The organism is Rhodococcus wratislaviensis (assembly GCF_041228765.1).
In the GTDB taxonomy this organism is placed as follows: Bacteria; Actinomycetota; Actinomycetes; order Mycobacteriales; family Mycobacteriaceae; genus Rhodococcus_F; species Rhodococcus_F wratislaviensis.
In genome coordinates this window covers 8,289,785-8,313,548 of sequence record NZ_CP150488.1, presented here as the reverse complement: position 1 = coordinate 8,313,548, position 23,764 = coordinate 8,289,785, and the positions used below count along the sequence as shown (strand labels likewise).

19 protein-coding genes are annotated in these 23,764 nt (G+C 67.8%); 4 read left to right on the top strand and 15 right to left on the bottom strand.

Annotated elements, in window-relative coordinates:
- The first annotated feature begins 149 nt into the window (after positions 1-149).
- Both WKC72_RS37975 and WKC72_RS37970 read left to right on the top strand, forming a co-directional pair.
- Positions 150-1,439, top strand: coding sequence for an MFS transporter (locus WKC72_RS37975; protein ID WP_112301941.1), 1,290 nt, complete (start codon positions 150-152; stop codon positions 1,437-1,439).
- Positions 1,440-1,553: 114 nt separating this feature from the next.
- Positions 1,554-2,789: an MFS transporter gene (locus WKC72_RS37970; RefSeq protein WP_370181336.1), complete on the top strand. Its 1,236-nt coding sequence runs from the start codon at positions 1,554-1,556 to the stop codon at positions 2,787-2,789.
- Between the two features lie 57 nt (positions 2,790-2,846).
- Here WKC72_RS37970 and WKC72_RS37965 read toward each other — a convergent pair whose 3' ends face one another.
- The 3 genes from WKC72_RS37965 to WKC72_RS37955 are packed head-to-tail and all read right to left on the bottom strand — an operon-like array spanning position 2,847 to position 6,903.
- Positions 2,847-4,433, bottom strand: coding sequence for a GMC oxidoreductase (locus WKC72_RS37965; protein ID WP_370181335.1), 1,587 nt, complete (start codon positions 4,431-4,433; stop codon positions 2,847-2,849).
- Positions 4,430-6,217, bottom strand: a complete 1,788-nt coding sequence (locus tag WKC72_RS37960; RefSeq protein WP_112301938.1) for a thiamine pyrophosphate-binding protein — start codon at positions 6,215-6,217, stop codon at positions 4,430-4,432. The genes WKC72_RS37965 and WKC72_RS37960 overlap by 4 nt, the downstream gene beginning before the upstream one ends.
- A 20-nt stretch (positions 6,218-6,237) precedes the next feature.
- Complete coding sequence (locus tag WKC72_RS37955; protein WP_370181334.1) at positions 6,238-6,903, bottom strand: ThuA domain-containing protein; 666 nt, start codon at positions 6,901-6,903, stop codon at positions 6,238-6,240.
- A 203-nt stretch (positions 6,904-7,106) separates the two neighbouring features.
- On the opposite strand from WKC72_RS37955, the gene WKC72_RS37950 reads away from it, so the two are divergent.
- Entirely contained in the window at positions 7,107-8,168 is a 1,062-nt protein-coding gene (locus WKC72_RS37950) for a LacI family DNA-binding transcriptional regulator (RefSeq protein ID WP_112301937.1), read from the top strand.
- Between the two features lie 43 nt (positions 8,169-8,211).
- Entirely contained in the window at positions 8,212-9,096 is an 885-nt protein-coding gene (locus WKC72_RS37945) for an LLM class flavin-dependent oxidoreductase (RefSeq protein WP_370181333.1), read from the top strand.
- Between the two features lie 39 nt (positions 9,097-9,135).
- On the opposite strand, the gene WKC72_RS37940 is transcribed toward WKC72_RS37945, so the two are convergent.
- The 12 genes from WKC72_RS37940 to WKC72_RS37885 all read right to left on the bottom strand — a co-directional run bounded on the left by WKC72_RS37940 (position 9,136) and on the right by WKC72_RS37885 (position 23,707).
- The gene (locus WKC72_RS37940; protein ID WP_037241965.1) at positions 9,136-10,170 is read right to left on the bottom strand and encodes a proline racemase family protein; all 1,035 of its coding nucleotides are present in this window, start codon (positions 10,168-10,170) and stop codon (positions 9,136-9,138) included.
- 181 nt (positions 10,171-10,351) lie between these two features.
- Positions 10,352-11,251 (bottom strand): dihydrodipicolinate synthase family protein, encoded by a 900-nt coding sequence (locus WKC72_RS37935; RefSeq protein WP_370181332.1) that lies wholly within the window; start codon positions 11,249-11,251, stop codon positions 10,352-10,354.
- 180 nt (positions 11,252-11,431) lie between these two features.
- A complete protein-coding gene (locus WKC72_RS37930; RefSeq protein WP_370181331.1) occupies positions 11,432-12,772 on the bottom strand; it encodes an MFS transporter in 1,341 nt (446 codons plus the stop codon).
- 71 nt (positions 12,773-12,843) lie between these two features.
- Complete coding sequence (locus WKC72_RS37925) at positions 12,844-14,178, bottom strand: NAD(P)/FAD-dependent oxidoreductase (RefSeq protein WP_370181330.1); 1,335 nt, start codon at positions 14,176-14,178, stop codon at positions 12,844-12,846.
- Positions 14,175-15,614, bottom strand: a complete 1,440-nt coding sequence (locus WKC72_RS37920) for an NAD(P)/FAD-dependent oxidoreductase (RefSeq protein ID WP_370181329.1) — start codon at positions 15,612-15,614, stop codon at positions 14,175-14,177. The genes WKC72_RS37925 and WKC72_RS37920 overlap by 4 nt, the downstream gene beginning before the upstream one ends.
- On the bottom strand, positions 15,607-17,040 hold the full coding sequence (locus WKC72_RS37915) for an FGGY family carbohydrate kinase (protein WP_370181328.1): 1,434 nt from the start codon (positions 17,038-17,040) through the stop codon (positions 15,607-15,609). The genes WKC72_RS37920 and WKC72_RS37915 overlap by 8 nt, the downstream gene beginning before the upstream one ends.
- A 35-nt stretch (positions 17,041-17,075) precedes the next feature.
- Positions 17,076-17,324: a hypothetical protein gene (locus WKC72_RS37910; RefSeq protein ID WP_037241945.1), complete on the bottom strand. Its 249-nt coding sequence runs from the start codon at positions 17,322-17,324 to the stop codon at positions 17,076-17,078.
- Complete coding sequence (locus WKC72_RS37905; RefSeq protein ID WP_370181327.1) at positions 17,321-18,760, bottom strand: aldehyde dehydrogenase family protein; 1,440 nt, start codon at positions 18,758-18,760, stop codon at positions 17,321-17,323. Before WKC72_RS37905 ends, WKC72_RS37910 begins: the two co-directional genes overlap by 4 nt.
- A gap of 44 nt (positions 18,761-18,804) precedes the next feature.
- On the bottom strand, positions 18,805-20,268 hold the full coding sequence (locus WKC72_RS37900; RefSeq protein WP_112301930.1) for an APC family permease: 1,464 nt from the start codon (positions 20,266-20,268) through the stop codon (positions 18,805-18,807).
- Between the two features lie 199 nt (positions 20,269-20,467).
- Positions 20,468-21,130 (bottom strand): PolC-type DNA polymerase III, encoded by a 663-nt coding sequence (locus WKC72_RS37895; protein WP_370181326.1) that lies wholly within the window; start codon positions 21,128-21,130, stop codon positions 20,468-20,470.
- The gene (locus tag WKC72_RS37890) at positions 21,109-22,929 is read right to left on the bottom strand and encodes a putative nucleotidyltransferase substrate binding domain-containing protein (RefSeq protein WP_370181325.1); all 1,821 of its coding nucleotides are present in this window, start codon (positions 22,927-22,929) and stop codon (positions 21,109-21,111) included. Before WKC72_RS37890 ends, WKC72_RS37895 begins: the two co-directional genes overlap by 22 nt.
- Positions 22,922-23,707, bottom strand: coding sequence for a GntR family transcriptional regulator (locus WKC72_RS37885; RefSeq protein ID WP_370181324.1), 786 nt, complete (start codon positions 23,705-23,707; stop codon positions 22,922-22,924). Before WKC72_RS37885 ends, WKC72_RS37890 begins: the two co-directional genes overlap by 8 nt.
- Positions 23,708-23,764 lie beyond the last annotated feature (57 nt).

Here is a 23,764-nt window from a genome sequence, read left to right as displayed (position 1 = left end):
TGCGGCGCGTCACCTTCGTAATGTTTTCTTCGAGATTCCGGCCATCCAGTCGGCGTTGATCGAAAGTTCACGCACTCGCTACTCGCTGAACGGATGCCTACCCCCGTAGGCATCCGCGGCGGTCCGAGACCTACCGCAAGGACGAAATCATGGCAACACATGGAGCAGGCACCGCTCCCGTGCTCGACCATACACGCGTGCGAAAGGCGCGAATCGCAACATTCTTCGGCTTCTTCCAGCTCGGCGCCGTGATGTTGATGTGGTCGACGAGCACCACCTCGTTGCGTAGTCACCTCGGATGGGAAGGCGACGGCGGCGACTCCCAGTTCGGCCTCCTCGCGCTGTCGATCGGCATCGGCGCAGCCGTCGGCTGCTTCGCCATCGGCCCCTTCATCGATCGGTACGGCCCGAGAAACACGGCCATGCCCACGATGGTCGTCTACCCCCTCTGTTACATCCCCCTCGCCTTCCTCGACGGCCTGGTCGGAGCGATGGTGATCGGCGTGCTCATCGGACTGCTCCGCGGTGCCTTCGACACGGCGTTCAACACCCACGGTGTGCAGGTCGAGCGGTACTACGGGCGACCCATCATGTCCGCGTTCCACGCCGCCTACCCGGCGGGCGGCTTCGTTCTCGGCCTCGTCGGCAGCGCCCTGGCCCGGCACTTCACCGACAGTCCGGCCGTCGCCTACATCTCGATCGGCGTGGTCCTATCGGTCCTCGGTGTCGTCTTCGGCAAGTGGCTTCTCTCCCTCGACGAGTTGCTGCCTCCGGAGCAGGACGAGATTCCGGGCGCCGCCGATCCCGCGCACCCGGGGAAGCGGTCGGCCACCACGGCGACGCTGCTCGTGATGATCGGATTCGGTGTGCTCCTGCTCGGATCGATGTTGAGCGAGGGCGCGGTCCTGGACTGGGGCCAGGAATTCGTTCGCCGCGCGGTCGGCACCACGGCAGGCCTGGCGGCGACGGCTGTCACGCTCTACTCGGGGGCTCAGTTCGTCGGCCGGTTGTTCGGCGACAAGCTGGCCGAGTACTTCGGTGCTCGACTCATCGTCGGCGCGAGCGGTGTCATCGGTGCCGCCGGTGCGCTTCTCGCGATGCTGGGCGGCTCGGCGCCACTCGCGCTCACCGGCTTCGTGCTGCTGGGGCTCGGCCTGGCGTGCATGGCGCCGCTCATGCTGTCGGCGGCCGGGCGACGCGATCCCGAGAACGCGGGACGGAACATCGGTCTGGTCAACGCAATCGGCTACGTGGGCATGCTGGTCGGGCCGGCCGCGATCACCGTCGTCGTCGACAACCTCGGAATCGAATGGATGCCGCTTCTGCCGGCCATTCTTCTCGCGCTGATCGCGATCGGCGGTCCCGCGCTGATGCGCCTGGTGCCGCGCTACCACAAGCCGGCGTCGGAGACGAGCAGGCACGAGGTCGCGACCGGCTAGGTCGTCCACACTTCCGGTTACTGCGGTCCGGCACCTTTCGAGGTGTCGGACCGCCTTTCGTGTCGGTCCCTGTTGATACGATTAACCATTCCCGACCCGAATGAGGAGACAGCTGTGCCTACCGAGAGTCCGACGTTGAAGCACGGTGAACGTGGCTGGAAAACAGCAACTTTCGTCATCTTCGTCGGAACGGGGATCACCTATGCGTCCTGGGTGACCCGCACCCCCGCCATTCGCTCGTCCCTGGGAGTCGGCACGGGCGACATGGGTCTGATCATTCTCGGTTTGTCGATCGGATCGATGGCGGGACTGCTGCTCGCCGGTCCCGTCGTCGCGCGGATCGGTGCCCGTCACGTCATCACGGCCGCGGCCGCCGTCGCGAGCCTCGGCCTGTTCACGGTGGGTCTCGGTTCGGGTGTCGCGATCGCTGCCCTGGTCGGTCTGGGACTCGCATTCACGGGTGCGGGCTTCGGCATGTGCGAGGTGGCCCTCAACGTCGAGGGTGCCGCGATCGAGAAGCGCATGGGACGCAGCTTTCTGCCGTCGCTGCACGGTGCGTTCAGTCTCGGAACGCTCGCAGGCGCCGGCCTCGGGGCGATCGCCGAACTGTTCGACATTCCGGTGCCCCTGCATCTCGGGGTGCTTGCCGTCGTGGTCCTCGTGTCGAGCGGGAGTGTCGTGGCACTGCTACCGCCGGCTACCGGACGCGAGGCCACGCGCACGCGCCGGCGGGCAGGGATATCAGGCGGCCTGACGGTCTGGCGGGACACCCGGATCGTTCTCCTCGGCCTGATCGCGCTCGGCATGGCGTTCGCGGAGGGAAGCGCCAACGACTGGCTCCCGCTCGGGATCGTCGACGGATACGGCGTCGGCTCGGCCACCGGTGCCGCGTTCTACGTCGTGTTCGTGGCCGCGATGACGTCGGGCCGACTGCTCGGCGGCCGCGTCGTCGACCGGTACGGCCGCTCCGTGACCGTCCGCTGGTCCGCGGCGCTTGCGGTGGCGGGGATCCTGACGGTCATCCTGGCGGGGAATCTGATACTCGCCGCGGTCGGCTGCGCGTTGTGGGGTGTCGGTGTGGCCCTGGGGTTTCCGCTGGCGCTGTCCGCGGCAGCCGACTCGGGTGCCGACGCGGCGCGACGCGTCAGCGCGGTGTCGACGCTCGGGTACATGGCGTTTCTGGTCGGGCCGCCGCTTCTCGGGCTGCTCGGGGAGCAGTTCGGACTCCTGCAGGCCTTCTACGTCGTCCTGGCCGGCGCCGTCCTCGCCGGGCTGGTGGCGAGTGCAGCCGGAGAAGCCCGCGAGACCGACGAGGTTCCACTCGCCGAGGAACAGATCTGCTCGAAATGACGACGTGATCGCCCGGCCTCCGAGAACGAGGCCGGGCGATCACGTGGTCGGGCTACATCACACTGCGGCAGAGGCGATGTGGGGTGCGACGCGCAGCGCGTTGGCCGCGATGGTCAGCGCGGGATTGAGCGCCGCCGACGACGGGAAGAACGATCCGTCCACGACCCACAGGTTGTCGACGTCGTGACTGCGGCAGTTCGGGTCGAGGACGCTCGCCGCCGGATCGGTACCCGCGACCGCGGTTCCGCACATGTGCGAGTTCGTCGCGATCCCCATCCGCTCGGTGAGGATGATCGGATACCCCGCCTTGCGGACCGCCGCGGAGACGCGGCGAACCAGTTCACTGTGCGGCGCAGTGTTGTTGGGTGTCCAGTCGACGACGATCCGGTCGCCGTCGACCCGGACCCGGTTGTCCCGCGTCGGCAGATCCTCGGTGGTGAGGTAGATGTCGAGGCTGCGATCCACCACCGCCTTCAGCGCCCACATCGGGGCCCAGGGCCGCGCTCCCTTCACGTGCGCGGCCTGCAGCTTGCCGAGCATCTGCAGATTACCGAGCGGGTACTCGTTGCTCGGGCCCGCGACGTACCAGTCGTTGATGCCCAGTGTCTTCTGCCATGCAGTCGTGTTCGTCCGGAACGGGTTGACGCCCATGAAGAACGTGCTGTTGTGCACCATGTAGTTCCGGCCCAGCAGTCCCGACGAGTTGCCGAGGCCGTCCGGATTCCGCTCGTCGGCCGATCGGAGCAACAGCGCCGCGGTGTTGACCGCGCCCGCCGAGACCACGAACTGGTTGGCCGCGATCCGGATCGTGCGACCACGGAACTCGGCCTCCGCGGCGACGATTCGCGTGCCCTTCGCGTCGGTGAGCAGACGCGTCACCTTTGCCTCGGTGAGCAGGCGCACCCGGTCCGACTCGAGCGCGGGCCGCAACGCACGGTTCTCCGCCTCACTCTTGTGATCGGTCTGCGACGGGGTGCCGTCCGACGCCGTCGACTGCCGGCGATGCTCCTGCGTGGTCAGGTTCATGCCGTTCGGTGTGTGGAAGGGGTGCAGGCCCTGCCGGCGGAGAGAGGATGCGAAACGTTCGATCGTCGGCTCGTGCGGCAGCGGCGGCAACGGGAACGGAGACGACCGCGGCGGTTCCGTCGGATCCTCGCCGTCGATGCCGTGCACCTGGTAGAGACGTTCCGCCTCGGCATAGAACGGTTCGAGATCGGCGTAGCTGAACGGCCACTTCGGTGAGATGCCGTCGTAGTGCTGCGTCTCCTCGAAATCCGTGACGCGGAAGCGGGGGAGGCTGCCGCCGTAGAACTTGGTGTTGCCTCCCACCCAGTAGTACACGCCGGGCTGGAACGCTTCTCCGTTGCTGCCGTCGAACCACGGTTCCGCGGTCTTGTACCGGCCCTCGAGGAACATCTCCGCGGCCTGCGAGTTCTCCACCTCACGGGGGAGGAACCGCCCGCGCTCGACGACCAGGACGTCGACGTCCCGATCGCGGAGCGCCCACGCCAGTGTCGAGCCACCCATCCCGGATCCGACGACCACGACATCGGCGGTGACCGTGTCGGAGTCGCCCACATCGACCACCGCGCCTTCGCGCAGTGGTGAATACGCGTCGATCTGATCGTGTCCCGACGTTCTCACAGGTGCTGTTCCTTGGCTCGCGTCGCCCAGTACTCGTCCTGACGCTCGTCCTCGATGTACGCGGGAACGGGGAAGTCCCACCAGCCGGGAACCCAGGGGCCGGCCGCATCGCGATCGGTCGGGATCTCGATCAGCGCAGGCGCTTTCGAGTCGAAGGCCTTCCGGTAGGTGCTCTCGAGGTCGGCCGGGTCGTCCACCCGGAACGATTCGAGTCCGAAGGACTGGCCGAGCGCCTTGAAGTCGGGACTGTACGGGGTGCCGTCGGGGCGGTTGAACTCGGTGCCGATGTGCCGGCTGGTCTGCTTGCGCTGCCCACCGCGGATGGACATGAAGCCCGCGTTGTCCTGGACCACGAAGACCACCGGAATGTCGTGCTGCACGCAGACACCGATCTCCTGCGACGTCATGAGGAAGTCGCCGTCACCGACGACACACGCCACCTGCCGGTCGGGGGCGGCGAGCTTGGCGCCGATCGCGGCGGGCACGGCCCAGCCCATGGACGAGAATCCGCCGGACGTCAGGTGGGTGCGCGGGTGATACACCGGGAACGTCTGTTTCACGGCGCCCTGGGTGTTGCCGGAACCGGCGACGATGATGCCGTCCCGCTCCATCACCGAGCGCAGGCCGCCGAGAGGGCGTTGCGAGGTGAACGGGAAGCGGTCGGAATCGCGCCGGCCGGCGAGCTTGGCCTCCCACTCCGCCTTCAGCTGCTCGAGTTCGGCGAGGTATTCGGACCGGTCGGCGCTGCTGCGGGGGAGGGAGGCGACGATCGCGGCGACGGTCGGCTTGGCGTCGGCGACGATGCCGACCTCGGCCGGGTAGTTCTTGCCGATCTCGTGCGGATCGATGTCGATGTGGATGAGTTTGGCGGGCGGAATCGAGAACGTCACTCCCTGCGCGTAGCTGGAGGAGGACCAGTCGGTGAACCGGCATCCGATGGAGATCACCACATCGGCGCGGGAGGCGACGGCGTTGCCCACGATCGTTCCGGTCTGGCCGACGCTGCCGGCGAACAGCGCGTGGTCCTCGGGGAACGCGCCCTTGCCGTTCCACGTGGTGACCACGGGGATCTGCCACGCCTCGGCGAGGGCGAGCACTTCGCCGGCCGAGTCGGACGTGATGGCGCCGCCGCCGACGACGATCACCGGCCGGCGTGAGTCACGGAGCACGTCGACGGCCTTGTCGATCGCCAGCGGGTCGGGCTGCTGGAGTCCGACCGGCAGCCGTCGCGCGAGGTCGTGGAGGGAGACGTCGGCGGCCTCGGCCTGCACGTCCATCGGCACCTCGATGTGCGCCGGCCCCGGGCGACCGGTCAGCATGGTGCTGAACGCGCGGTGCATGATGAACGGCAGTTCCTCCACGCGGGTGGCGACCCAGCTGCGCTTCGACACCGCGTCGGTGACCTGCGGAAAGCCGTTGTCGGTGTGCCGCTCGAGTTCCTGGAGCAGGCCGCGCCCACGCATGTGGGTGGGCGGCCCGCCGGTGATGCACAGCAGGCTCGTCGAGTCGCTGTACGCGGTCGCGAGACCGAGCACGGTGTTCGCCGCTCCCGCCCCGATCGACGCCACCGCGGCCATCGGCTTCCCGGACACCCGGTAGTACCCGTCCGCGAGGTGGGTGGCGCTCTGCTCGTGGTAGACCTGGATGAACGGGATCTCGGACCCCTTCTCCAGGAACGCATCGGTGAGCGACCAGATGCCGTGGCCCGGAATGCCGGTGACGTACTCGACGCCATACTGCTTCAGGACCTGGGCGACCACCTGCCCGCCGGTCAATTTCGCCATGATCGTTTCTCCTTGCTGTGTCAGTTCGCTACGCGGGCGGCGTAGCGCAGTCCCTGCTTGGTCAGTCGGCGCACGTTCGGCTCCGACAGGTCTGCCGGCGTGTGGCCGATCGAGTGGTAGAAGACCCGGCCGGCGCCCAACTGGCGCACCCACGCCACCGGGCTGTGGAGGCCCTCCAGCCAGGGCAGGTGCTCGCCGCTGAACTCGGTCTCCGCGAGTACCCGGTTGTTCGGGTCGACGTGCATGTAGTACTGCTCGGACGCCACGGCGAAGTCCTCGACACCCGCGGTCACCTCGTGCTCGCGGTCGGTGATGCTCACCTTGTACGGCTGCGGGAAAGCCTCTCCCGCAGGATGTTCGACGAAGTCGCCGCCGAGAAGGAAGTGGTACTTGAGGCTCGCCCGGAACGCGGCGGCGGCGCCGTGCCACGCCGCGACCCCGGTTCCGGCCGCGACGGCGTCGAGCAGGTTCTTCTCCTGCGAATCGCTCAGGTCTTCGGTGGTGAGCGCGTTGTTCCAGCCGAGCACGATCAGGTCGTACCCGGTCAGGTCGCGATCGAGGGTGAAGATGTCCTGCGACTCCTCGACCTGGTAGTTCAGCTCGGAAAACAGTTCGCGTGCCCATGCGGCGATGTCGTACGGATGGTGGCCGGGCCAGCCGCCGTAGAGGTAGAGGACCTTGGTCATGAGTGCTCCCATGGATGGTGAAACCGGAATGGTGAAACGATTAACTTATGGTGGTGAATCGTATCACCGAGCGGAGGTCTGTCAATGGGGGAATTCGAGGGGAGAGTCGAGCGCGCAGGGACGCGGGCTAGGATCGGTCCCGCCATGTGTGCGCTGCGGTGCGCGCCGGTTGTGGCCGATGATCGCCGACGAGGGAGTTCGACTTGGTCACGATGAAGGACGTCGCCCGAGCGGCCGGAGTATCGGTCGCCACCGTCTCCTACGCCTTCAGTAAATCGTCGAAGGTCTCTGCGACACAACGGGAACGCATCTACTCCGTCGCCGCGGAACTCGGCTACGCCGGCCCGAACATCGCAGGGAGCAGTCTGCGGTCGGGGCGGATCGGCGCGGTCGGCGTGATCGTGCCCGACTCCCCGGTGCAGGCGCTCGAGGATCCGTCCGTGACCCTGCTGATGAAGGGCATCGCGGAGATCGGGAACTCGGCCGACATCGCCCTCACCCTGTTTCCGGCCTCACGCGGTGGATCCCCGGATTCACCACCGAACTCGCTGGTTCTCCGGGGGCTCGTGGACGGGGTGGTCATCCACAACGTCCCCGACGGTCATCCTCTGGTCGAGGCGATCATCGCGCGCGGTATCCCGGCCGTCGTGGTCGATTCGCCGCGAAGCGCGGGACTACCGTTCGTGGCCATCGACGACCGGCACGGCGCCTACCTGCAGATGGACCACATCCTGAGCCTGGGCCATCGACGCATCGGGATCATCGTCGACAAGCTCGGCCAGGATTCGGACTGCCGGATGGTCACGGCAGACGACGTCGGCGCGGCGACCGAACGCAACGCGCGGGAGCGCCTCGCCGGCTACTTCGCCGCGGCCCGGGACCACCACCTCCCGGTGGAGGAACTGTCGATCGTCGTGGCGGGCAACATCGACCGCGCCGCCGGCGACGAGGCCACCCGGATCCTGCTCGACGCCGCTCGGCCGACCGCCCTGGTGGCGACGTCCGATGTGCACGCGGTGGCGGCGTGGCAGGTACTACGCGAGCGCGGCCTGACGGTGCCCGGCGACATGTCCATCATCGGGTTCGACGACGCACCCGTGGCAGAACTTCTCGGTCTCAGCACAATTCATCAGCCGATCGTCGAGAAGGGCCGCGCGGCCGCGACGATCCTGCTCGATCGCCTGGGCGGCGGCACCCGCACACGGTCGTTGATGAAGACGTCGCTGGTCGTCCGCGCCAGCACCGCGCCGCCGCGCGAAATGTGACGATGCTCCGCAACGGCCGGGCGTTATCCCGCATGATGGATCGATGACGAGTGCGGTGCCGCGACTGGGCGTGACGTTCATCCCGACGATCGAACCCGAGCGGTTGAAGGACTTCGCACGGGCCGCCGAGGACAGTGGCCTCGACGAGATCTGGTTGTGGGAAGACTGTTTCAAGGAGAGCGGCGTGGCTTCGGCGGCCGCAGCGCTCGCGTGGACGGAGCGAATCCACGTCGGTGTCGGGTTGATGCCCGTCCCGCTGCGCAACGTCGCGCTCACCGCGATGGAGATCGCCACGCTCGCTCGGTTGTTTCCCGGTCGAGTGATCGCGGGTATCGGACACGGAGTGCAGGGATGGATGGAGCAGGTGGGTGCCCGGGCGGCGTCGCCGATGACGCTCCTCGAGGAGTACACGGTGGCGCTCCGGGCGCTGTTGGACGGTGAGTCGGTGAGCACGGACGGCCGGTATGTCCGGCTCGACGACGTGAAACTCGACTGGCCTCCCGTGGAGCGGGTTCCGCTGATGCTGGGCGGCGAGGGCCCCAAGTCGATTCGCCTGGCGGCACGACTGGGTGACGGCAACCTCGTCACCTCCGCGGTCGCCGACGACGACATCCGGAGAACCCGCGACCTGATCCTGGACGAAATCGGAGCCGACGGTGCCGCCGCGCAGCGGGTGATCGTGCCGAAGATCGCCGCCACCGGTGACGGTGCGCAGCAACGGGTGGACGCGGAAGTGGCGCGGTGGGGGAAGCCGGCCGACAGGGGTATCGGGGTCGCGGGCGATGCGGGCACCGTTGCCGCGGAGGTGCGAAGGCTCGCCCGGCTGGGTGCGACGTCGGTGGCGTTCGCACCGACCGAGGACGAACCGGACCTGCTGGGCTTCGTCGAGTTCCTCGGTCGCGACGTCAAGCCGCTGATCCCCACGTGAGTGGCAATGCGTGCCCGGGCACACTTTGCCACTCACGTGTCAGGTGGCGGTCGGCCAGGTGTCGGACAGGGTGTAGCCGGTGGGGAACGGGTCGGCGGGGTCGAGCCCGACCTGACTGAGTTCGGTGATGTACGCCTGGCCGCTGACGCGGGGAACCACGGCGTCGTACGTTCCGACCTTCGTCAGTCTGTCGATCCGGCTCTCGAAGCGACTGCCGATCACCGATTCGTGCACGAACTTCTCCCCGACCTCGATGAGGCCCTTCGCCTTCAGCACCGCCAGTCGAGCGGACGTGCCGGTGCCGCAGGGCGAGCGGTCGAGCCGGCCGGGGGAGACCACCACGGCATTCCGGGCGGTCAGTACCCCGTCGGTGCGGGAGAGCGGGCCGACGAACTCGGTCTGGGTGATTCCGGCGAACTCCGGATTGGTCGGGTGCACCGCGGGGATCTGCTCGGCGGCGGCGGTCTTGAGCTTCTGTCCGAGGTCGCAGATCTCGCGCGCCTCGTCGGGTTGCAACTTCAATCCGAGTTGGTCGGCGTCTGCGAGCACGTAGGCCATGCCGCCCCACGCCACGTCGACGGTGAGGGTGCCGTAGCCGTCGAGTTCGAGCGGCACCCCGACCTCGTAGGCGAACGCGGGCTGGTTCTCGAACTCGACGCTCGTCACCTTGCCGTTCTCGCAGGTGCAGCGAATGCGGATGAGTCCGGCGGGTGCTTCCAGCACGATGTCGGTGACCGGTTCGACCATGGGAATCATGCCGGTCTCGAGCAGTGCGGTGGCGACACACATGGTGTTGCTCCCCGACATGGCCGGGTATTCCGTGGACTCGGCGATGACGTAGCCCATCTGGGCCTCGGGGTCCGTCGCCGGGACGACGAAGTTGACGCACTGGGTCACCGAGCCCCGCGGCTCGTGGAGCAGAAGCTGACGGAGGTCGTCGCGATGCTCGCGGAAGTGCTTCATCTTCTCGAAGACCGTGGCGCCGGGGACGTCGCCGATTCCGCCGGTGACGACGTTGTTGATCTCGCCCCCGACGTGACACTTCACTACGTTGACTACTCGACTCCAGCGCACGATCTTCCTCCGTGTATTCGTCTGCGTTGCGGTGGCCTGGTTCTACCCTGCCAGGGCTGAACTCCTCCTCGCCTGCCGGCGAGAGGCGAGGCCGGCAGCGGGGGTGATTGCTGCCGGCCTCTGCGCACGTGTCGGGGAAGGGTCACTCCGTGATGAACGCGCGCGGTCTGGGACACACGCCCTAGCTGCCGGCGTAGGTGAGTCCGGTCTCGGCGATGAGCTTGGTGAGCTCTTCCTTCTTGTCCGCAGGCAGCTCACCGTACGGTGCGCGGGGCACTCCGAGGTCCACGCCGACGGCCTGGGCGGCAGCCTTGGTGGCCACGGCGTAGCCCTCCTTACCGAGGAAGTCGAGGACGTTCCACAGCCGCTTGAAGATTTCGAGGGCCTCGGTGTACTTGCCGGCCTTGGCGAGTTCGTAGATCGCGACGCACTCCTTGGGGGCGAAGTTGGGCGCACCCCAGATGGAACCGGCGGCACCGGCGGAGAAGGCGGGCAGCACGATCGTGTCCCAGCCGACGAAGGTGTCGATGGCGTCGCCGAGGTTGAAGATGAGGTCGAAGGCCTGCTCGATCGACCCGGACGTGTCCTTGATGTACTTGACGGCGTCCGTGCGTTCGAGCAGTTCACGGTAGAACGGGCGGTCGAGGTTCATTCCCGTGACACCGGGCAGGTTGTACGCGATCACCGGGATGTTCGCCGCTTCGCCGACGGTGGCGAAATACTCGATGACCTCGTGGCGCGTGGGGGCCTCGTAGAAGGGCTGCACCAGCAGGACGGCGTCGGCGCCTGCGTCGGCTGCGTGCCGGGACAGTTCGATGGCCTCCGCCGTGCGGGTGGAACCGGTCTGGGGTGCGACGGGCACGCGACCGGCGGCCTGGTCGATGACGACCGTGTTGACGAGCTTGCGTTCGTCGAGCGTGAGGGCTGCGAACTCTCCGGTGCTGCCGCCGGGGACCAGGCCGTGCAGTCCGTTCTCGATCAGGAAGTCGACGTGGTTGCGCAGTGCGCCTTCGTCGACGGAGCCGTCCTGGGCGAAGGGAGTGGAGACGGCGGCGAGGATGCCACCCAGCTTCTTGGTCATGTCGTGTCCTGTTCGGTGGTGGTGGTCGATGCCCGTTGTGGGGTCCTCGACTGGTGAACTTCCGGGAACTCGCTCTGGCCTTCGACAATTGTTAAATTGGCGATTGTCGACAAGAGAACGATGTCAAATCTAAGGTCGATCCCCGGTGGTGTCAAGGGATCGGCCGGGGTTCTTCGGCCGCTATTCGCCGACGGTGATGGGATCGCGGTGGAGGGGTTCCGCCTCCACCCTCGCATCGACTTTCCGGCCTGCCGTTTCGTGGAGCGTTGCCGCCGCCACGATGGCCATCACGCCCGTCACGATCAGGATGACCGAAGGCGACAACGGACTGCCGGTTGCCGCGATCAGATACGTCGCCACATACGGCGCGGTGCCGCCGAAGACTGCGACCGAGATGTTGAATCCGATCGAGAATCCTGCGTACCGAACACGACTCGGGAAGATCTCCACCATCGCTGCGCCGGACGCGGACATGAACATGGCGAGGCAGATCCCCATCGCGGCGTGCGCAACGACGATTGCGGGGACATTCCCCGTCGCGAACACCATGAACGCGGGATAGACGATCAGCGTGCTCGAGACGGCGCCGAGGATGATCACCGGTTTGCGACCGTAGTGGTCGGAGAAGCGGGCGAACACGAAGATGGCGACCGCCGCCGAGCACAGGCACGTGACCGTCGACGCGGAGGCCAGGCCGAACGAGAATCCCACCTCCGACTGCAGATACGTCTCCATGTAGACGAAGATGAAGTAGAAGGCCGCGGCCTGCAGCGCAATGCAACCGACCACCTGCACGATCTGCCTGCGACTGGTCGCGAGGGCGTCCTTGACCGGGGACTCGCTGACTTCACCCGACGACTGAAGTCGTTCGAATTCCGCTGTGTCGCTGAGCTTCAGGCGAATGTAGAGACCGACCAGCCCGAGCGGTCCCGCGATGAGGAAGGGGATTCGCCAGCCCCATTCGAACATCGCCGTTTCGCTCAGTGCGGCGTTGAGGCCGAGGATGAGAACCGACGCCGCCGCGTTGGCCAGGTAGCTCGAGCAGTGCCAGAAGCTGACGGTGCGCGCCCGCCTGCCGCGTTTCGCGGATTCGACGAGGAACGTCGCCGCGCCGCCGGGTTCGCCGCCGGCGGCGAAGCCCTGGATGATCCGCAGTGTCACCAGCAGTGCCGGGGCCGCGAGGCCGATGGTGGCGTATCCCGGCAGCAGGCCGACCGCGAAGGTCGACAGCGACATCAGAATGATCACTGTCGCAAGGATCTTCTTGCGGCCGACCTTGTCTCCGAGCCGGCCGAAGACGAAGCCGCCGATCGGATTCATCAGGAACGCGACTCCGAACGCGGCGAACGTCGCCAGCAGGCTCGTCGCCGGATTCTCGGAGGGGAAGAAGATCTGGCCGAGCAGGACGGCGAGGAATCCGTATGCCGCGAAGTCGAACCAGGTGATGAAGTTTCCGATCGCGGCGGCCGTGATGGCCCGCCGCATCTCGGGGCCGTGCAAACCGCCCTGTACTTCCGTCATGTGTCTTCCGATCGATCGTTGTTGATTGTCGACAATCCGGGTGGTGCCGAACGAGTTTCGGTGATGTGTGCTCAGCTGCAGCGTGAGGGGATGAATTCCCCGACCGCGTTGCGGGTGGCGTCCGGCCGAGGCGCGTTGGCCAGCCCGACGGTCACGGGTCCCAGCGCCGGGTCGACGGCATCCATGATCGACCACGGCACCCGGAAGACCCGTCCCGGTGAGGCTGCCCACGGCAGCAGCGTGGTTGCGACGACGCGACCCCGCTGCGAGATAGTCACCTTCGGGAATCGGACCAGCTGTTCGGTCCACAGCAGCAGGCGCCGGCGTGGTGGGGCGGGATCGCCTGCCCGGAGCAGTCCCGGGGACACCCAGCGGAACGGCGGCGCCGCGAGGATGCGCACCGCGGCCGCACCCGGGTCGATCACTTCGCCGGCGTCGAGGAACGCCGCGACCCGATCGGCGGCGAACGTGCCGTCGAGGGCCGCGATGTCGGCGGTGTCGACGGGGTGCAGCACGTTGCCCGCGGCGAAGACGCCCGGCCGGCTGGTGCGCAGAGCGGCGTCGACCAGCGGCCCCTTCGTTCCGGGGTCGAGGGCGATACCCGCCGTGCGCGCGAGTTCGTGGTCCGGGATCCAGTCGCCGGTGAAGACGACGGTGTCGCATTCGACGATCTCGCGTGCGCCGGTGTCGAGGTTCTCGATCTCGACCGCCTCCAGATTCCCGCGACCGATGATCCGCACGACGCGGGTGCGGGTGGCGATCGGGAGCCGGAACAGCGCCTTACCGGGAATGGTGAAGGCGGCGTAGGACTCCGGCGACGGGTACTGCGTCGTCATGAGCACGGTCCTGCACCCGGCGTGTTTCAGCGTCATGACGGCGGACCAGCTCACCAGTTCGCCGCCGACGACCACCGCGCGTCTTCCGACCCGTCCGTGGTGCAGGTGCACGATGTTCTGCAGCTGTCCGGTGGTGTAGACCCCGGACGGTCTGTCGCCGGGAATCATGCGGGCCGGACGGGCACGCTCGCGGGCACCGGTGGCCAGGACGAGCGCCCGGGACTCGATGCGGAGGAGACCCGCCGGTGAGGTGACGTCGAGGGCGCCGTCGGGATGCACCGCCGTCACCATCGCGTTCGTCATGATGTCGGCGCCCGCGGACTTCGCCTGCCGCACCAGGCGTTCGGCGTAGGCCGGGCCGCCGATGAACGTGTGCATGTCGCGGATGCCGTAGCCGGGGTGATCGCAGTGCCGCGGGATCCCACCCGCACGGTGCTCGCGGTCCAGGACGAGGGCCTGGCGCCCGTGGGCGTTTCCGAGTTGCGCGGCCGCAGCCAATCCGGCGGGACCTGCGCCGACGATGGCGACGTCGGCGGTCACCACGGTGCGTGAGGTGTCGGGAGCGCTCATCGGACGGCTTCCTTCCGGGTCTCGGTCGCCTCGGGCGAACCGGCGGGGCATCGATGTGCATCGACGAGCGAACCGACCTCGGCGCCGCAGAAGAAGCCCTGGCACCGGCCGTTCATCGCCCTGGTGCGGCGACGGAGCCCTTCGAGTCCGGCCGGGGGGATCAGCGACTGGTACGCGTCGCGGATCTCGCCCGCCGTGACGCGCTCGCAGAAGCAGACGACTCTGCCGTATTCGCTGTCACACGCGATGAGTTCGGCGTCCTGATACGGGCGAGTGAATGCTTCGCCGATGTTCGGCATCCGGGGTGGCGGCGGCAATTCGGTGCGTGCGCTGTCGAGAACGCCTGCTTTAATGAGCAGTTCGCCGACGTACTCGGCCACCGCCATTCCGGATGTCAGCCCGGTCGAGCGGATTCCGCCGACCAGGACGTAACGCTGATCGTGGTCGACCTCGACGAGGTAGTCGCCGTGGTCGGTGGCGGCACGGAGGCCGGCATACGTGGCGGTGACCTCCTCCTCGAGTAGGCGGGGCATCAGCGTGCCGCCCTTGCCCAGCAGGAATTCGAAGCCGGCTTCCGACGTCGCCGTCGCGGAACGGTCGGTGAGGTCTTCCGCGGTGGGGCCGAGCATCACGTTGCCGTAGATCGTCGGGCTGACGAGAACCCCCTTGCCGCGCGACGTCGGGACGGGGAGCACGATCTTGTCGATCAGCGGTCGCGCGAGCTTGTCGAAGACGAGCAGTTCGCCGCGCCGCGGCGTGACGTGGAATCGGTCGTAGCCGAATTCCCCGTCGACGTAGTCGGCTCCGAGCCCGGCGGCGTTGATCACCCATCGCGCGCTGATGTCGCCGCTCGACGTGTGCAGGATCGTCCGCTCGGGCAGGACGGTCACCGACTCGGCGCGGGTCCGCGTCCGCAGTGTCACTCCGCGGGCGACGGCATCGGTGGCCAGCGCGAGGTTGGTTGTCCAGGTGCAGATGATCGACTCGTCGGGGACGGTGAGCCCGCCGAGCGCGCCGTCACCGAGCGCAGGCACGAGCCGGTACACCTCGTCGGCGTCGATGATGTCGCAGAGGGTGTAGCCGTTGTCGGCTGCCTTGTCGCGCAGGCCCGGCAGTGCGGCCAGTTCCTCGTCGTTCCACGCGACGAGGATGGCGCCCGACCGCTCGACGGGAATCCCGGTCTGCTGGGCGTATTCGGAGAGCAGGGTGTACCCGCGGCTCACCATGCGGGATTCGAGCGTGCCCGGCTTCGCGTCGAATCCGGTGTGCAGGATCGCCGTGTTCGCCTTGCTCGTCCCGTCGCCCACGTCGTCCCGCGCCTCGACGAGTGCCACGGTGTGGGGGTATCCGGCCAGCTCCCGTGCGATCGCCGAGCCGACGATGCCCGCACCGAGCACGACGAAATCGTAGTCGGGGGGAGGAGGGGTGTCAGTCATCGCTCTTCTCCTGTGGCAGCGCCGCGCGTGCGGCCGCCCGCCAGTGGTGTCGGAATTCCGCCGCGCGGTCGACCGACCACCGCGGCTCGTAGGTGGTGGCCGGTTCCCAGTCGGCTACCGCGTCCTCCAGGGACAGGTCGGGGTTCAGTGACAATCGGGCGCAGGCCGCGGCACCGAGCGCGGTGGCGTGGGACGACGGATAGACGTCGAGAGGGATCTGGATCAGATCGGCCGTGGCCTGCATGAGGCGGCGGGACCGGGTGAGCCCGCCGTCCACCCGCAGCCGGGTGAGTGGAGCGCCCAGGTCACCTTCGACGGCAGACACCAGCTCCGCTGTTTGCGCCGCCAGTCCCTCGAGGACGGCGGCCACCAACTGAGACCGATCGGTGGACAACGTCATCCCGGAGAACGACGCCGTCGCGTCCGGCCGCCACCACGGTGCGGCGAGACCGGCCAGTGCGGGCACGAAATACGTTCCACCGGAATCGTGCGCGGCCACACTGTCGAGGTCGCGCGCCGACTCGATCAAGCCGAGGTCCTGGATCCACCGGATGGCGGAGGCGGCGGTGTAGGCCTGGCCGTCGACGCAGTACGACGTCTTTCCGCGCACGCTCCACGCGACACAGGACGCCAACCCGGCGGCCGACCGGACCGGGAGCGTGCCGGTGTTGGCGAGCAGGAACGCCCCGGTGCCGAACGTGCACTTGGCAGTGCCCGCGTCGAAGCACCGCTCCGCAAGGAGGGCCGCCTGCTGATCGACGACGAGACCTCCCACGGCAGCGTCGGATCCGAAGACATCGGTGGTTCCCACGACGACGTCGTTGGCGACGATGGCAGGCATCCGTTCGGCGGAGAGCGCGAACAGATCGAGGAGCTGCGGATCCCACGCGACCGTGTCGAGATCGGTGAGGAGCGAGCGGCTGGCAGTGGCGGAATCCGTGACGAACTCCCCGGTCAGGTAGTGCACGATCCAGCTGTCCGTCGTGGTGACCACACCCGATGCGGTGGCGTTCTGCCGCAACCACTGCATCTTCGGCGCCGAGAAGTACGGATCCAGCACGAGGCCCGTCCGCTGTTCGACCCATGCCTTGGACTCGGACTTGTCGCGGCACAGCTGGTCCGACCGGCGGTCCTGCCACACCACGGCCTGGCTGAGCGGGCGGCCGGTGTCCGGGTCCCACACCAGGACGGTCTCACCCTGATTGGCGAGCGAGACTGCGGACACGGGCACACCGGCCTTCGCGACCGCGCTCCGTCCCGCTTCGAGGACCGAGCCCAGCAGTTCCATCGGGTCCTGCTCCACGCCACCGGCGGCGAGATATGCCGGACGGACCGGTGTTTCGGCGATCGCGAGGACGTCGCCGTCCTCGGAGACGACGACCGCCTTCGTGCCGGACGTGCCCTGGTCGATGGCAAGGACTGTCACAGCTTTTCCTTTCGAATCGGAGGGGTGGACCGGATCTAGCCGGTCCGAGTGCGAGAATCGAACTCGTATCTCGCAGTCGTGTCGTCGACCCGCCACACGTCGACGTTGCCGTCCCACAGCGTCACCAACCAGCACTCGCGCCCGCGCGACGGCACGACCATGGTGGCGTGCGCCCAGGGCGAGGCCGTACCGCTGCGCAGGTCGATCCGTCGGATGGCCCGTCCGACCGCGTCTTCCGGCTCCCACGTGCCCCACGCGGTGTCGTGGCGGCTCGGCGCCGTCACGACAGGCTCACGATGACGTGCTTGACCCGGGTGAATTCCTCGAGACCGGCCGCGCCGCCCTCTTTGCCGTAGCCCGAGCCCTTGAAGCCGCCGAGCGGTCCTTCCGGGCCGACCGCCATGTGGTTGTTGACCCACACGACCCCGGACTCGATCGCGTTGACGTTCCGCAGCGCACGACCGATGTCGCGGGTCCAGACGGACGCGGCGAGACCCTGCTCGACCGCATTCGCCTTCTCCAGCGCGTCCGCCTCGTCGGTGAACGTCTGGACCGTCGCCACCGGGCCGAAGATCTCTTCCTGCACCAGCCGATCGTCCTGCTGCAGGCCGTCGATGAGGGTGGGCTCGTAGAAGTAGCCGGGGCCGTCGACGATCCTGCCGCCGGTCACGACCCGTGCGTGGTCGGGCCTGCCGTCGACGAGCTCTGCGACGCGGGCCCGCTGGCCCTCCGAGATGAGAGGTCCGAGAACCGTCGAACTGTCGGCCGCATCACCGATCCGGGCCGCCCTCAGGCTGTCGGCCAACGCCGCGACGAACGTGTCGTGGATGGTCTCGCTCACCAGCAGCCGGGTTGCCGACATGCACTCCTGGCCGGCGTTGAACAGGATGCCGTTGGTGAGGATCGGGAGTGCGGCCTCGAGGTCGACGTCGTCGTAGACGACGACGGGAGCGTTCCCGCCCAGCTCCAGCACCAGCCGTTTGGGTGTGGCACCCGCAGCTTCGGCGATCCGCTGTCCGGCCGACGTCGAACCGGTGAAGGACACGAGGTTGACGTCGGGGTGACGAACGAGAGCGTCTCCGACCACACTGCCCTTGCCGTGCACGACATTGAGAACACCCGGGGGCAGCAGCTGCTGCGCGAGCTCCGCGAACCGGGTCGTGGCCAGCGGGGTCAGCTCGGCCGGCTTGACGACCACGGTGTTGCCGGCGACCAGTGCGGGTGCCAGCTTCCAGATCGCCTGCCAGAGAGGGAAATTCCACGGCGTGATACCGAGTACGACGCCCAGGGGTTCGCGCCGGACGAAGCTGGTGTTGCCGGCGGTGAATTCACCGGCGGCCTGGGCGGACAATGCCCGCCCCGCGCCGGCGAAGTGCCGGAACGCCGCGACGATGCCGGGAAGCTCGTCACCTTTCGCCGCCGTCGTCGGCTTGCCGGCATCGAGGGTCTCGAGGTCGGCGAGTTCGTCCAGGTTCGTCTCGAGGAGGTTGGCGAGGTCGTGCAGAATCTGCGAGCGTTCGCCGGGCGTCTTCGCGGCCCAGGCAGGGAAGGCCGCGCGGGCTGCATCGACGGCGCGGTAGCCGTCCTCGACGGTCGATTCCCGGAGTTCGGCGACGACCTCGCCGGTGGACGGGTTGCGGACCTGTCGCACCTGCTCGGAGGATCCTGCCACGGCCTTGCCGTCGATGATGTTGGTGACGGAACGAAGCGTGGATGACATGAAGTTCCTTTCGAAGGTGGATCGGTTCTCGGGGGAGTGGATTGTCAGAGGTGTCCGGCCTGGGTGTCGATGGACTTACCGCGCCTGCTCTTGGGGATCATCATGTAGATGACGGCGCCCGACGCGATGACCAGCAGCATGCCGAGGCCGACGTGGGTGGGGTCGGAGTAGATCAGGAGTGCGCAGAGCACGACCGACCACGCGATCGCCAGGACGAAGATGACCGGGCTGACGATGCCGTAGTGCCACGGGTGGGACGGCAACTTGCGCTTGACGAGTCCGTAGAAGCCGACGACGACCACGACACCGTAGGCCATTCCCCAGGCGAGTGCCGTCATCGCTGCGAGCACGGACAGCAGCGAGGACCACAGTGCGAACACCACGGAGATCGCGAAGATCGTGAGGGTCGCGTTGATCGGGATCCGCTGGGCACTGACCTTGCGCAGCCAGGAGGCCGCCGGGATCTGGCCGTCGCGTGCCTGCGACCACAGGACGCGAATGCCGGTGAGCTGCAGCATGACCAGAGCGGCGAACAGGGCGACGATCGCGACGGCTTCGAAGATGTTCGCGAATGCGGTGCCGACCGCGGTGTCGAGGATCAGCTTGACCGGGGTGGTGCTCTCCATGACCGCGGGGAGGTCCTGGATGGCGAGCATGATCAACGCGACCATGAAGATGCCGACGACGTAGGAGGAGACGTTGGCCATCACCGACGCCATCGGCGCCTTGCGGGCGGCGTCCTTGGTTTCCTCGGAGGCGTTTCCGGTCGCGTCGAACGACGAGATCGCATATGCGGGAAGGATCATCGCGAGAAGGAAAGGTACGAACCAGTTGCCGCCGGTGGTCGTTCCACCGGACTCGCTCAGGAACGACAGCGGCTGGGTCGGATGCTTCACGATCAGTAGTACCGCCACCAGTGCGACGACGCAGAGTACTTCCGCCACCACACCGATGTTGTTGAGTACGGCAGCGACCTTGACTCCGGCGATGTTGATGACGGTGCCGAGCACGATCAGGCCGAGCGCCCAGGGGAGTGCGTCGGTGTTGTCCTCGAACGTGACGCCGAACCAGCCGGCGACGAAGGGGGCGATGCTCACGGCGACGGTGGTGACGGCGACGGTGTGGGCGATCAGCAGCCACCATCCGGTTTGCCAGGCGAGCCACGGCTTTCCGGTGATCCGCCCGGTGATCTGGTACACGCCGCCTGCCAGCGGGTAGGCGGAGACCAGCTGCGCGACCGCGAGTCCCACGGTGAACACCTGCAGGCCGCCGCCGACGAGGAACGACCAGAACGACGCGGGCCCGAAGAATCCGAATCCGACGATCAGGGTCGTGAAGATTCCGGAGGCGATCGCGATCGAGGTGAACTGGACTCCGAAGGCGGAGAACAGTCCCAGCGTTCGGTTGAGTTCCTGCTTGTAGCCGAGCTTCTCCAGGTATGCGGAATCGGTGTCCGCCCCGGAGTCGAGGAGCGGACGTTCGGGCTCGGTGGGCGGTTGGGTGGACACCGGGGGCTCTTCCGGGGTTATGGCCATCGTGACCTCGCTGGTCTCTGTCGCGGGTATCTCGGCGGGGGATGTGCCGAGACGAGGTTCGGTTGTCGTGGAAGAAGGCGACGGGATGCGTCGCGCTTGTTCTACTGTCGACAATCTACCACAAATCGGTGTGACCTCAATCACCAGTTGTTTCGGCCGTATTACCTTTGCGTCAACCGCGCCCGAGGCGACGGTCGCCGGCACTCAGATCGACGAGGGAGCGCGCGGTGTCGTAACCGCGGTGCTCGAGCCGGGAGGCCAGCGCGAGGAACACCTGTGCCGTGGTGACGGCATCGCCCAGCGCGTGGTGGGGATCGACGACCGGCAGGGCGAGCGTGTCGGCGAGCCATTCCAGGTTCGGCTCGTGCGGGCGTTGCCGCGGCGCCACGCCCACCGCACGGGCGAGGGCAGCGGTGTCGACGACCGTCGGCCGGAACTTCAGCCCACTGTCGCGGAAGGCGCGGGAAAGGAAGGCCGTCTCGACCCACGCCGCGTGGGCGACGAGGACACGGTCGGTGAGGATATGTCTCAGGACGCCGACGGCCTCGCTCACCGGTGGGGCATCGGCCACGTCCGCCTCCCGGAGGGTGTGGACGGCAACGGCCTCCGGGCGGATGTCGCACTCGGGGTGAACCAGTCCGTAGACGCTCTCCGACATGACGATGCGGCCGTGCCGGACGACGACCGCCCCATAGGACACGATGGTGTCCCGCGCGAGGTCCAGTCCGGTCGTTTCCAGATCGACGACCGCGAACTCGGCGTCGCGCCACGGGCACGACAGCGTGTCGGGGCGGCGGAACATCCGGTGCGCCCTCATGGAAGACGCGCCACCCATTCACTTTCCAACCGGTTCTGGACCTCGGCCACCGCACGGAACGATTCCCGCAGATACCGGCGGGTGAGCGTGTCCAATTGGTTGGGCGCGACCCACGTCGTCGCGGCGGTGCTGCCCTTGATGGCCTCGATCTCGCGGCCCAGAATCAATCCGTACACGTACTCGAACGCGCGCACGAGCGTCTCCGTTTCGTCCGCGGTGAGCAGAGCGGCGGCCTCACCGCGCCGCAACCGGGTGAGGGTGGAGCCGCGATCGTCCCCGGTGACCACGGCGATCCACCGGCCGAGTGATGCAATGGGCACGAGCCCGCCCGCCTTGAGGTCCAGGTGGCCGCGGTTGGCGCCGGAGTGCTCGACCACGAAGTTGCGCACGAACCCGACCGGAGGTCGCCGGGACGTGGTGAAGCGCAGCAGGGCCGACAGATACTCGCGACTGCGGGTGGTCGCGAGCATGGCGTCGGACACCGAACGTCCGAGCGACATCCCGCTGACGGGTCGGCTGTCGGCGATCATCGACGACAGCAGCAGAGCGTTCTTCTGGGTGGGGTTCGTGATCCACGACGTCGCGGCGGCGACCGCGTCGGTGCGCGAGCGCGCGAACAGGGGGTTGGTCGCGTTGGCGCCGTCGGCGCAGCGGGGCAGGCCGCAGCGTTCCATGTTGTCCAGGACGCGCCCGGCCCAGTTCTGCAACTTCCGGGCGGGCGAGTCCGTGCCGGGCAGATCCTCCCAGACCAGGCCGGTATCGACGTCCGACCTGGGGAGTGGTTCGCGCCGGGCCACCGACCCGAGAAGCAGCCAGGACGTCCGGTGGGGAACGTGGTCGGCGCCGACGTCGGTCAGCTCGACGAGCCGCCTGATGATCGCATCGATCACCGCGGACATCAGGCCCGCGACGTGCATGACGGATGCACCGGTGTCGTACAACTCGACCCAGGTTCCGGGGAGCAGGGCCGCCGCGGACGCCAGGTCGTCCACCGAGGTCGCGTCGTCGATCGCCCGGCGGACGACCAGGGGATTGCGCACTTCGGCCGAAGCGAGGTCGACGACGCGGAGAATCCCCACCGGTCTTTCACCGGTGCCGGTCACGACCAGGTGATGTACCCCCGACTCGACCATCGTCAGGAACGCATCGCCCACGAGCGTCTCGGCGGGGACGGACCGGGCGGGGAACGAGGCGATGACCGATGCCGGGCTGTGCGCGTCGACGTGCCCGTCGGCGAACGCCCGCCGGAAGTCGTTGTCGGTGACGATCCCGATCGCGCCGCCCCGGTCCATCAACGCGTACGACTGGCCTGCCTCCGTGATCACGGACGCGGCCTCGCCCACGGTCGCATCGGCGGGGCACCAGACGACGGGGCGCATCTGATGACGGGCCGCACGCAACGCCTGATCGACCAACCCCGAGCGGGCCAATCGTTCCCGCGTGACGAGGGTGCCGTAATGCCCGAACTGGAGTCGCTGCGGGTGCCGCAGCACCGGCCGCGGGTCCGGGAAGCGGTAGCAGAGTGTGTCTTCCGAGGCGCGGATCGCGAGAGGCGGCGGCAGACCGGACAGCACCGAGATCTGCCCGAAGGTTTCGCCGGGGCCGAGAAGATCGACGACCCGGCCGCGGTCGATCACCTCGACCTCTCCGGTGCGGACTACGAAGAAGTGATCGAGTGGGGCCTCGCCTGCCTCGACGATCCGTGCGCCTGCGACGAAGTACTCGACCTCCACCGTCCGCGCCAGGGCGTCGAGGTCGGCGGAATCCAGCGCGTCGTAGGGCGGCTGACTGCCGAGGAAGTCGACGTATTCACGCATTCGACGGCTGAGAACCGTCGACTGCAGCGGTTGCGGCCGGGGCAGCGTCGGTCGAACCGTGGACGTGCCGGTCGATCTCGCGGGTGATCGCCTCGAGGTCGCCGGTATCGATGATGGTGAGCAGGCGCTCGTGTTCGGCGACGACGTCGTGCAGGTCGGGGAACGACTGATGATCCGCCGAGAGGAACAGCTGGAGCTGGGATTCCCAGCTGCGCCACAGGTCCAGCAGGAGGCCGTGCTCGGACAGTTCGTAGATCACCCGGTGGAAGCTCATGTGCGCGTCGATGGTCCGGGTCAGGTCACCGTCGTCGGCGCCCCGGGCCATGTCCTGGAGGGTCCGCACGATCTTGGTCCGGCCGGCACCCGACAGTCGGGGCAGTGCCAGCTCGATCGCGTAGGGCTCGAGCCGTTTGCGCAGGCTGGCGATCTCGGCCATCCCTTTCGCGCTGACCTCGGCGACGAACGCCCCCTTGTACGCGATCTTCACCACGAGGCCTTCGTCGGCGAGGATGCTCAGCGCCTCCCGCAGCGGCGCCCGGCTCACGCCCAGGTCGGCGGCGATGTGTGCCTCGCGGAGCTGACTGCCGGGGGCCAGGGTGCCGTCGAGGATCGCCGTGCGCAGGACGCCCGCGACCGTGCCCGGAGTGGTGCGCTGATGGATCCGTCCGAGGGAGATGTCGCCGTCCTCGCGTCGACCCACAGTCGATCCCGGTGGACGGTTCGGTGACAGAGTCATCGGGTTGTCCTTTCTGATGCTGGTTGATTCGACGTTGACCACGCCGGGAGCCTCTTGTCGACAATAGATCAACAGTGCGGAACGGGGGAGCGTCCGAGC